Source organism: Bradyrhizobium sp. Leo78 (genome assembly GCF_059512425.1).
The window spans coordinates 1-10,000 of the sequence record NZ_JCAMOT010000026.1 but is presented as its reverse complement, the minus strand read 5'-3'; the positions used below and the strand labels follow the sequence as shown (position 1 = coordinate 10,000).

The window sequence follows — 10,000 nt, the reverse complement described above, 5'->3', positions numbered from 1 at the left end:
AAAATGATCTGGAGATAGTGAATGAGCACCCGCGAATTGCTCCGCAGATCCCAAACTTGGATCGATCTCCTCTTTACGATGTCAGATAACACGCACACCGCGTCCATCCGGACTGCGTGTGCGAATTGATGTTTCGCGGACGATGATGCTTCAGTCGAGGCGCCAGCCCGTCTTCGAGCTTCGACGCGGCAGCCTTCGCTTTGGTCGGCTTGCCGAGCCGTAGCTGGCGATCCGCCAGCGAAGGCTGGTGGAGCCAGACGGGATCGAACCGACGACCTCATGCTTGCAAAGCACGCGCTCTCCCAGCTGAGCTATGGCCCCGTAACCAGAAGACGAATGCCCGATTGATTTAGCCCGCCTTCGCCAAGGCTACGGCGCGGCAGCCTCGTCTCGAAGGGGCCTGCCTAACCGAAGCAGCGAAGCGCGAAGGCTGGTGGGCCTGGGAAGACTTGAACTTCCGACCTCACGCTTATCAAGCGCGCGCTCTAACCAACTGAGCTACAAGCCCCTAACGCTCATCCTACAAAGGATTAGGAACCCGCTCGCGCGCAACCGGCTTTCGCCGATGCATCGCACAGCGCTCTAGCCCCTGGCGCGTGTTCGTCCGCGAAGAAAGAGAAACGAAGACGGCGAAATCCCGCCTATGGAGCTCAAGCGATCTGGCGATCGATTGGCCCCGAGATGTTTCTAAAACGATCCGATAGTGAGCGTGAGCTCTCTGAAGGACCATCCTTAGAAAGGAGGTGATCCAGCCGCAGGTTCCCCTACGGCTACCTTGTTACGACTTCACCCCAGTCGCTGACCCTACCGTGGCCGGCTGCCCCCTTTCGGTTAGCGCACCGTCTTCAGGTAAAACCAACTCCCATGGTGTGACGGGCGGTGTGTACAAGGCCCGGGAACGTATTCACCGTGGCGTGCTGATCCACGATTACTAGCGATTCCAACTTCATGGGCTCGAGTTGCAGAGCCCAATCCGAACTGAGACGGCTTTTTGAGATTTGCTAGGACTTGCGTCTTCGCTTCCCATTGTCACCGCCATTGTAGCACGTGTGTAGCCCAGCCCGTAAGGGCCATGAGGACTTGACGTCATCCCCACCTTCCTCGCGGCTTATCACCGGCAGTCTCCTTAGAGTGCTCAACTAAATGGTAGCAACTAAGGACGGGGGTTGCGCTCGTTGCGGGACTTAACCCAACATCTCACGACACGAGCTGACGACAGCCATGCAGCACCTGTCTCCGGTCCAGCCGAACTGAAGAACTCCGTCTCTGGAGTCCGCGACCGGGATGTCAAGGGCTGGTAAGGTTCTGCGCGTTGCGTCGAATTAAACCACATGCTCCACCGCTTGTGCGGGCCCCCGTCAATTCCTTTGAGTTTTAATCTTGCGACCGTACTCCCCAGGCGGAATGCTTAAAGCGTTAGCTGCGCCACTAGTGAGTAAACCCACTAACGGCTGGCATTCATCGTTTACGGCGTGGACTACCAGGGTATCTAATCCTGTTTGCTCCCCACGCTTTCGTGCCTCAGCGTCAGTATCGGGCCAGTGAGCCGCCTTCGCCACTGGTGTTCTTGCGAATATCTACGAATTTCACCTCTACACTCGCAGTTCCACTCACCTCTCCCGAACTCAAGATCTTCAGTATCAAAGGCAGTTCTGGAGTTGAGCTCCAGGATTTCACCCCTGACTTAAAGACCCGCCTACGCACCCTTTACGCCCAGTGATTCCGAGCAACGCTAGCCCCCTTCGTATTACCGCGGCTGCTGGCACGAAGTTAGCCGGGGCTTATTCTTGCGGTACCGTCATTATCTTCCCGCACAAAAGAGCTTTACAACCCTAGGGCCTTCATCACTCACGCGGCATGGCTGGATCAGGCTTGCGCCCATTGTCCAATATTCCCCACTGCTGCCTCCCGTAGGAGTTTGGGCCGTGTCTCAGTCCCAATGTGGCTGATCATCCTCTCAGACCAGCTACTGATCGTCGCCTTGGTGAGCCATTACCTCACCAACTAGCTAATCAGACGCGGGCCGATCTTTCGGCGATAAATCTTTCCCCGTAAGGGCTTATCCGGTATTAGCACAAGTTTCCCTGTGTTGTTCCGAACCAAAAGGTACGTTCCCACGCGTTACTCACCCGTCTGCCGCTGACGTATTGCTACGCCCGCTCGACTTGCATGTGTTAAGCCTGCCGCCAGCGTTCGCTCTGAGCCAGGATCAAACTCTCAAGTTGGACTTGAAACTTTGAACCGGCTGATCACAACGTTTGACGAGGTCCACACCGAAATCGCACAGCGATTCACATCGCTGGCGACCTGACCTCAATGAAGAGGCCATGGTGTAACCTTATTCAAAACGTGTACCGCCGAAGTCTTTCGTCCGGTCCCGATCGGGAAAACCGAGGTTTTCAAAATCGAGACCCGCAAGGACTCCGCCGTCCACGTTTCTCTTTCTTCATCTTCACTTGTCAAACAGCCCGAGATCCGAAGACCTCACACCCTTAGGAGGGTTCCGACCCTCTTCACCCGACGGCGAATCCCCAACCGATTTACGTCGGCTGTTGAGTCACTCATCAAAGTGAGGAGCATCAAGGGCGCGAAAGCTTGCCTTGGCCACCGGGCCAATGCAGCGCCGCGCTCAGTGGCCGCCTTATAGGCCGGCCCAATCCGGCTTGTCAACGGCCATTGTCAACAAATCGTCGCATCAGGTGCAGATTCTTCTGATGCGCAGAATTGCTCGATTTTTCGGGACTTTACGCCGTACTTGAGCCACAATCCTGCGACGTTCTGACGATTAGTTATGCAAAATGAATCGCCGGATGCCAGTGGGGGCTGCCGGTGGTTTCTCTACCAAGGGACTGACGATTTCGATGAATCCGTCGCCAGTTCCACGCGGCCGAGCAACATCGAGAGATTTACACATCGTTGGCATTCGAGATTGTGGTTGGCCATCGGCCTTCGATAATTCACGAATGTTGCTGTATGTGACGCGCCGTACTGCCGGATCGCCCCGCTAGGGCGAATGCGGGCGCAAGGGAGTGCGGAAGTCTCGTCGTATGCTGATGGAACTTGGGGGGACACGGGTTTGAGCCAACGGGCGTCACGCGGGAGCGGCTTTGGACGCGAGACCGGGATGATCGATCTCGGTCACGAGCCGCCGCTGTCGGTTGACGGCTCGGAGGCTGCGGTGATCGACCGCCGCCGTGTTTCCGTACAGTGGTTCAGCGGCACGATCCTCACGGGCCTGTGCGGCGCGGCCTTGATCGGCGGCGCCGTTTTTGCGTCCCTCGACGGCGAGATGACCTTTGCCAAGCTCCCGGAGCGGGTCGAGGGCGCGCTGCGCGGTGCCATCAGCGCCAATGACCGTGCCGCCACCCTGCACAAGAGCGACCGCCTGCCGCCGCCGTCGGAATCAAGCGCCTCGCGCAACGTGGTGCGGGTATCGACGGTGACCCGCGTCGGCAACCGCGACGTGATGCGGGTGCGGCCGTATGTTCGCATCTCCGGCAACCTGTCGATGACGACAAGCGATCTTTCGGCCAAGATCCCGCCGTTCAACGCCCAGCGCATGCTGACCGATGTCGGCACCAATCAGACCGCGGCGGCGGACGATCCGAACAACCCCGAGGCTGTGGAGCCCGACGCCGAGGTCTCATTCGTCACCAAGGATCTGGGGCAGGTGCTACCGAAGGCGAAGATCGCCGCGGGGGTGGCGCTCGACGAGATCCTGATGCGGGTGCGTGACGCGGCCAACTGGCGCGGCAATAACGGCGGCGTCCGCTATACGCTGGCCAATGCCACCGCCGATGTCGGCGGCGCGCAGCCCGACCTCAAGCTCGCCTATGCCACAGAGGGCAACGTTTCCGATCCCTATGCCGGCTTTGAAACCCGCGTGGTGCCGGAAAACGTCACGCTGCTGCCGAAGACCAAGGAGCAGGTCACCGGCGGCAACCCGACCGGGGAGCGGGTGCATATCGTCAAGAAGGGCGACACCGTCACCTCGGTGCTGCGCGACATGGGCGCGACAGCCGACGAGGCCAAGGCGATCGCGGCCATGCTCGGCGCCCGCGGCCGCGATGGCGGCCTGAAGGAAGGCCAGAAGCTGCGCATCCTGATGGCGCCGGCAAATCCGGCCCCGGGAGCGCGGCTGCAGCCCTATCGCGTGATCGTCGCCAACGACGCCCAGGTCGAAGCGGTCGCAGCACTCTCGGACATCGGCAAATATGTCGCCGTCGACGTGCAGAGCTTGAACACCGTGTCCGACACCGCCGACAACAGCGACGATGACGACGAGGATGATGGCAGCGGCGTACGGCTCTATCAGAGCATCTACGAAACCGCGCTGCGCAACAAGGTGCCGCAGAACGTCATCGAGGACATGGTCCGCATCTATTCCTATGACGTCGACTTCCAGCGCAAGGTGCAGCCCGGCGATAGCTTCGACGTCTTCTACGCCGGCGAGGACGAAGGCGTAACGAGCAGCGAAAAGACCGAGGTGCTGTACGCCGCGCTCACGGTCGGCGGCGAGACCAAGAAATACTACCGGTTCCAGACGCCGGACGATTCGGTGGTCGACTACTACGATGAGACCGGCAAGAGCGCGAAGAAGTTCCTGGTGCGCAAGCCCGTCAACAACGCGATCATGCGCTCCGGCTTCGGCGGCCGCCGCCATCCGATCCTCGGCTACGTCAAGATGCACACCGGCGTCGACTGGGCGGCCCCCTACGGCACCCCGATCTTCGCGTCGGGCAACGGCGTGGTCGAAAAGGTCGGCTGGGAGGGCGGCTACGGCAAGTATGTCCGCGTCAAGCACAACAATGGCTATGAGACCGCCTACGGCCACATGTCCGCCTTCGCCAAGGGCATGGAAGCCGGCAAGCGCGTCCACCAGGGCCAGGTAATCGGCTTTATCGGGTCGACCGGCATGTCGACCGGCGCCCACGTCCATTACGAGATCCTGGTCAACGGCCGTTTCGTCGACCCGATGCGCGTGAAGCTGCCGCGCGGGCGCTCGCTCGAGGGCTCGATGCTGGCAGGTTTCGAGAAGGAGCGCGACCGGATCGATGCCCAGATGAGCAGCCGCGGCAGCTCCCGCATCGTCTCCGACGCCACCGGCTCGACCGGTTCGCGCCCCGTCAGCAACCGCTGATCTCCCCCGTCAAATCAAGCAAATTTGCCGCGGCGGCCGTGGAACCGGGAGGGCATCAGCTCGGTTTCAGGGATGCACGAAACCTCCAACGGAGGGTGTCATGGAGAATTGGACGAACGCGAAATTGTGCGACGTCGCAAACCTGATCCTCGGCGCGATCCTGTTGCTGTCGCCGTGGCTGTTCGGCTTCACCGCCGGAACCGTCTCCACCAACGCCTACATCACCGGCATCGTCATCGCGGTCCTTGCAATCGCGGCGCTGGCGGCGTTCGCGGTGTGGGAGGAGTGGCTGAACCTGATCGTCGGATTGTGGGCCCTGGTGTCGCCCTGGGTATTGGGCTTCCACGGCACCACCGCGATGACGGTCCATGTGGTGATCGGCGCGGCGGTGGCGATCCTGGCTGCAATCGAGCTCTGGATGATGTCGCAGCACCCGCCACGGCTGACCACAGGCCGCTGATCGAGGGCTGTCTTACTCTGGTCCCTGCCCGCCATGACGGCGGGTGGAGGCCTTGTTTCGCGTAGAGGGTACCGGACATGAGGCACATCACACGCGATGACGTCGTCAAGGCGGTCGGCCAGATCGACGATGTCACCATCGCCAAGATCATCGCGACGGGCGCCACCGTCGACGAGTTGGCGGAGGCGCAGGCTTGGCTGGCCAATGACGAGCCGCTGATGAACGCCGGCAAACCGCTTGCGACCGGCCGCGCCCGCGAGCTCGTGGACATCCTTTCCGAACTCGAGCCAAGCGACGAGGACGATGTCGGCCCGGCAGTGACGCAGGAATAGCCTCCCCCAAACTCGAAGCCCTCTCCGCCGGGCCGCGGAGAGGGCTTCGATCGTTTCATGATTTAGTTCAGCTTGCGCTTCGCTACCGGCGCGTCGAACTGGGCGACCTCTGCGGTCTGCTGCGCCTTGCCGTTGAAGGTCAGGACGTTGCCCTCGGCCGAGATCTTGACCTGGTCGCCGTCCTTGACGTCGCCAGCCAGGATCATCTCGGCCAGCGGATCCTGCAGGTTGCGCTGGATCACCCGCTTCAGCGGGCGGGCGCCGTAGGCCGGATCCCAGCCCTTGGCGGCCAGCCAGTCGCGCGCCGCCGCGTCCAGCGTCAGCGTGATCTTGCGATCCTCCAGGAGCTTCTGCAGCCGCGCGAACTGGATCTCGACGATCCGACCCATCTCGCTCTTCTGCAGCCGATGGAACAGGATGATCTCGTCGACACGGTTGAGGAATTCGGGGCGGAAATGCGCCCGCACCGTCGCCATCACCTGCTCGCGCACCGCGCCCGTATCCTCGCCTTCCGGCTGGTTCACCAGGAACTCCGAACCGAGGTTCGAGGTCATGATGATCAGCGTGTTGCGGAAATCGACCGTGCGGCCCTGACCATCGGTCAGACGCCCGTCGTCGAGCACCTGCAGCAGCACGTTGAAGACATCAGGATGCGCTTTCTCGATTTCGTCGAACAGCACCACCTGGTAGGGCCGCCGTCGCACCGCCTCGGTCAGCGCGCCGCCCTCGTCATAGCCGACATAGCCCGGAGGCGCACCGATCAGGCGCGAGACCGAGTGCTTCTCCATGTATTCGGACATGTCGAGGCGGACCATCGCTGTCTCGTCGTTGAAGAGGTACTCAGCCAGCGCCTTGGTCAGCTCGGTCTTGCCGACGCCGGTGGGCCCTAGGAACATGAACGAGCCCATCGGCCGGTTCGGGTCCTGCAGGCCGGCGCGCGAGCGGCGCACGGCGGTCGCGACCGCACGCACCGCCTCGGCCTGGCCGACGACGCGCTTGCCGAGCGCATCCTCCATCTTCAGGAGCTTCTCTTTCTCGCCTTCCAGCATCCGGTCGACGGGAACACCGGTCCAGCGGGAGACCACCTGCGCGATGTGGTTGGCGGTGACCGCCTCCTCCATCGTCGCGCCCTGGTTCTCGCTGGCCTCGATATCGGCGAGCTGCTTCTCCAGTGCCGGGATCTTGCCATAGGCAAGCTCGCCTGCACGCTGGAATTCACCGCGGCGCTGGGCGTTGGCCAATTCGACGCGCAGCGCGTCGAGTTCGGCCTTCAGCTTCTGGGCGTTGGAAAGCTTGTTCTTCTCCGCGCTCCAGCGCGCCGTCAGCGCTGCCGATTTCTCCTCGAGATCGACGAGTTCCTTCTCCAGCGCCTGCAGCCGGCTCTTCGAGCCCAGATCGCTTTCCTTCTTCAGCGCCTCCTGCTCGATCTTGAGGCGGATGATCTCGCGGTCCAGCGTATCAAGCTCTTCCGGCTTGGAATCGACCTGCATCTTCAGCCGCGCCGCCGCCTCGTCCATCAGGTCGATGGCCTTATCGGGCAGGAAGCGGTCGGTGATGTAGCGGTTGGACAGGGTCGCGGCCGCCACCAGCGCAGAATCGGCGATCCGCACGCCGTGGTGCTGCTCGTACTTGTCCTTCAACCCGCGCAGGATCGAGATGGTGTCCTCGACCGTCGGCTCGCTGACGAAGATCGGCTGGAAGCGGCGGGCGAGCGCGGCATCCTTCTCGACATGCTTCTGGTACTCATCGAGCGTGGTCGCGCCGATGCAGTGCAGCTCGCCGCGGGCCAGCGCCGGCTTCAACAGGTTGGAAGCGTCCATCGCGCCATCGGCCTTGCCGGCGCCGATCAGCGTGTGCATCTCGTCGATGAACAGGATGAAGGTTCCCTCGGCCGAGGTGACCTCCTGCAGCACGGCCTTCAGCCGCTCCTCGAACTCGCCGCGGTACTTTGCACCCGCGATCAGCGCGCCGAGGTCGAGCGACAAGAGCCGCTTGTCCTTCAGGCTCTCCGGTACGTCGCCGTTGACGATGCGCAGCGCCAGGCCCTCGACGATGGCGGTCTTGCCGACGCCGGGCTCGCCGATCAGGACGGGGTTGTTCTTGGTGCGGCGGGACAGCACCTGGATGGTGCGACGGATCTCCTCGTCGCGGCCGATCACCGGATCGAGCTTGCCGTCGCGCGCGGCCTGGGTCAGGTCGCGGGCATATTTCTTCAGCGCGTCATAGGCGTTCTCGGCGGTGGCGCTATCGGCCGTACGGCCCTTGCGCAGCGACTCGATCGCCGCATTCAGGTTCTGCGGGGTGACGCCGCCCTTGCTCAGGATCGAGCCGGCCTCGCTGTTCTTCTCGAGCGCAAGCCCGAGCAGCAGACGCTCGACGGTGACGAAGCTGTCGCCGGCCTTCTCCGCCGCCTTTTCGGCCGCATCGAATGCCCGCGCCAATTCGGGTGAAAGGTAGACCTGCCCCGCGCCGCTGCCCGACACTTTCGGCAGCTTGTTAAGCGCATCCTCGGTTGCCTTGAGGATGGCGCGGGAATTGCCGCCGGCGCGATCGATCAGACCGCCGGCAAGGCCTTCGCTGTCGTCCAGCAGCACTTTCAACAGATGCAGCGGCGAGAACTGCTGGTGCCCCTCGCGCACCGCAAGCGACTGCGCCGACTGGATGAAGCCGCGCGCCCGCTCGGTGTATTTTTCGATATTCATAACTTTGCTTTCCCTCGGCCTGCCTTCCCAGCCCCGCAGGCACTGTGAAGGCATCTTCATTGGGTTTCCGCCCGGCTGTGTTGACGTCGGTCAACCTGCCGGCGGTCGTCGCCCTCATTTCAGGCTTGACGCAAATGTGGGCATTTGGCTTCCGAAACGGAAGAGCTTTCCGCAATGATTTCGTAAGGTTGTATGGCCCGATCGATGAAAATCTCCTAAAAGGCCTGATGTCCTCCGCTTCATCCCCAGAGATCGCCGGCATCTACCGTTATCCCGTCAAAGGCCTGACGCCCGAGGCGCTGCCGCGGGCCGAGCTCAAGGCTGGCCAGACGCTGCTGTCCGATCGCCGCTACGCCATCGAGAACGGACCGAGCGGCTTCGATCCCGCCGAGCCCAAATGGCTGCCGAAGCCGCATTTCCTGATGCTGCAGCGGGACGATTGGCTGGTGCCGCTCCGTGCCGAATTCGACGACGGCAGCCACGTCCTGACCCTGCGCCGGAACGGCGAGATGGTGGCTCAGGGCGACCTCGAAACGGCCGCCGGGCGCGCCGCGATCGAGCAGTATTTCGCACTCCACCATGCCGGCCAGATCAAGGGACCGCCAAAGGTCCTGACCAGCCCCGGTCACAGCTTCTCCGACGTCGCCCGCAAGGTGGTCTCGATCATCAACCTCAACAGCCTGCGCGCGATCGAGGAGATGGTCGGGCAATCCGTGCATCCGCTGCGCTTCCGCGCCAACCTCTATGTCGAGGGCTGGCCGGCCTGGCACGAATTCGAGCTGCTCGACCAGACGATCGCGATCGGCAGCGCACGGGCCAAGGTGGTCAAGCGCATCACCCGCTGCGCCGCGGTCAATGTCGATCCCGACACCGGCGCGCGCGACCTCACCATCCCGCACACCCTGATGCAGCGCCTCGGCCACAACGAATGCGGCGTCTATGCCGAGGTGGTCGCGGATGGCGCGGTGGCGGTCGGGGACGCGATCGCAGCGGAGCAGCCGGAGCTGTTGTAGTAAAAGCGAACCCCCTCGCGACGGAGCAAGCCGCGCGAATGAGGGGTTTCGCTCCGCTCTACCCATCCTACAATTCCGATTCAGTTTCAAACAGCCTCTCCGCTGTCATCGTCCGGCTTGACCGGACGATCCAGTATTCCAGAGACGGCGGTGCTTGAGCCGAGAGGCCGGCCGGTTACCGGATGCCCCGCCTTCGCGGGGCATGACGATGGAGTGTGAGGAAGCAGCAGTTCGCATTCTCGCGGCATGACCTGCCCGAGCTTTGCGTTCGTTTCGCCTCTCATTGAACAGAGGGCGCAGGGAAAGCCGGGTGCTGGTTGCACCCGTGGGTCCCGTGCAACAAAAAGCACGGG

At 62.5% G+C, this 10,000-nt stretch carries 5 protein-coding genes, 2 tRNA genes and 1 rRNA gene; 4 read left to right on the top strand and 4 right to left on the bottom strand.

Going from position 1 to position 10,000, the window contains the following annotated elements:
• Positions 1-245: 245 nt before the first annotated feature.
• The 3 genes from AC5ZG1_RS27975 to AC5ZG1_RS27965 all read right to left on the bottom strand — a co-directional run bounded on the left by AC5ZG1_RS27975 (position 246) and on the right by AC5ZG1_RS27965 (position 2,225).
• Positions 246-321: transfer RNA gene (locus tag AC5ZG1_RS27975), tRNA-Ala, on the bottom strand.
• A 110-nt stretch (positions 322-431) separates the two neighbouring features.
• Positions 432-508: transfer RNA gene (locus tag AC5ZG1_RS27970), tRNA-Ile, on the bottom strand.
• Between the two features lie 228 nt (positions 509-736).
• Positions 737-2,225, bottom strand: a 16S ribosomal RNA gene (locus AC5ZG1_RS27965).
• Between the two features lie 899 nt (positions 2,226-3,124).
• Here AC5ZG1_RS27965 and AC5ZG1_RS27960 point away from each other — a divergent pair.
• From AC5ZG1_RS27960 to AC5ZG1_RS27950, 3 genes are all read left to right on the top strand, one after another.
• Complete coding sequence (locus AC5ZG1_RS27960) at positions 3,125-5,140, top strand: peptidoglycan DD-metalloendopeptidase family protein (RefSeq protein ID WP_496134682.1); 2,016 nt, start codon at positions 3,125-3,127, stop codon at positions 5,138-5,140.
• A gap of 100 nt (positions 5,141-5,240) precedes the next feature.
• The gene (locus AC5ZG1_RS27955; RefSeq protein ID WP_028169119.1) at positions 5,241-5,600 is read left to right on the top strand and encodes an SPW repeat protein; all 360 of its coding nucleotides are present in this window, start codon (positions 5,241-5,243) and stop codon (positions 5,598-5,600) included.
• A gap of 77 nt (positions 5,601-5,677) precedes the next feature.
• Entirely contained in the window at positions 5,678-5,932 is a 255-nt protein-coding gene (locus AC5ZG1_RS27950; protein WP_028169118.1) for a hypothetical protein, read from the top strand.
• 62 nt (positions 5,933-5,994) lie between these two features.
• Here the strand turns inward: AC5ZG1_RS27950 and clpB are convergent, their stop codons facing one another.
• Positions 5,995-8,634, bottom strand: a complete 2,640-nt coding sequence (clpB, locus tag AC5ZG1_RS27945; RefSeq protein WP_456643529.1) for an ATP-dependent chaperone ClpB — start codon at positions 8,632-8,634, stop codon at positions 5,995-5,997.
• Between the two features lie 227 nt (positions 8,635-8,861).
• Between clpB and AC5ZG1_RS27940 the strand changes: the two genes are divergently transcribed.
• Positions 8,862-9,647 carry an MOSC domain-containing protein gene (locus AC5ZG1_RS27940; protein WP_496134681.1) on the top strand — a complete coding sequence of 262 codons (786 nt, stop codon included), beginning with the start codon at positions 8,862-8,864 and terminating at the stop codon, positions 9,645-9,647.
• Positions 9,648-10,000: the final 353 nt, after the last annotated feature.